This window comes from Oleiphilus sp. HI0128 (assembly GCF_001635365.1).
This window is the reverse complement of record NZ_LWGG01000081.1, coordinates 1-781: the sequence shown is the minus strand read 5'-3', so window position 1 is coordinate 781 and position 781 is coordinate 1. Positions and strand designations below refer to the sequence as shown.

Annotated in this window: 1 protein-coding gene; it reads left to right on the top strand. The window is 46.9% G+C overall.

The window, feature by feature from the left end; genetic code table 11:
* Positions 1-781: DNA topoisomerase (locus A3763_RS01055; RefSeq protein ID WP_231872060.1), on the top strand; the 781-nt coding region annotated here is incomplete at both ends.

Genomic DNA, 781 nt, shown 5'->3' with positions numbered 1-781 from the left:
CAACAAGCCCGCCGTTTTCTGGATCGGGTGGTTGGCTTTATGGTTTCACCTTTGCTTTGGGCGAAGGTGGCACGAGGNCTTTCAGCCGGTCGTGTACAGTCTGTTGCTGTACGCCTGATTGTTGAGCGTGAGAAAGAAATTCGAGCGTTTGTCCCAGAAGAATATTGGGAAATGTTTGCTGACCTCTGTGCTGGTAAAAAAGGTGATACACGCTTTCAGGTCAGTCGCTATCAAGGTAGCGCTTTCCGTCCGGTAAATGCTGATCAAATCAAAGCTCACCAAGAGGCATTGAATAAAGCCGCGTTTGCAGTTTCCAAACGAGAAGACAAACCGACAAGCTCCAAGCCTAATGCTCCGTTTATTACTTCTACTTTGCAGCAAGCAGCCAGTACTCGATTAGGTTTTAGTGTAAAGAAAACCATGATGTTAGCTCAGCGTCTTTATGAAGCGGGCTATATCACCTACATGCGTACTGATTCGACGAACTTGAGTGAAGATGCTGTCAACGCATGTAGAGATTATATCGCTGAGAACATGGGTAGTAAGTATGTGCCTGATGCGCCGAGACTATATAGTAGTAAAGAGGGAGCTCAGGAAGCTCACGAGGCGATTCGTCCATCTGACGTAACGGTGCTTACCTCAGGCATAAAAAGCCTTGAGAAGGACGCTGAGAGACTGTACGACTTGATTTGGCGTAACTTTGTGGCCTGTCAGATGAATAATGCCGAATTTTTGAGTTCGTCTTTGGAAGTGACAGCGGGTGACTTTACACTTCGTACGC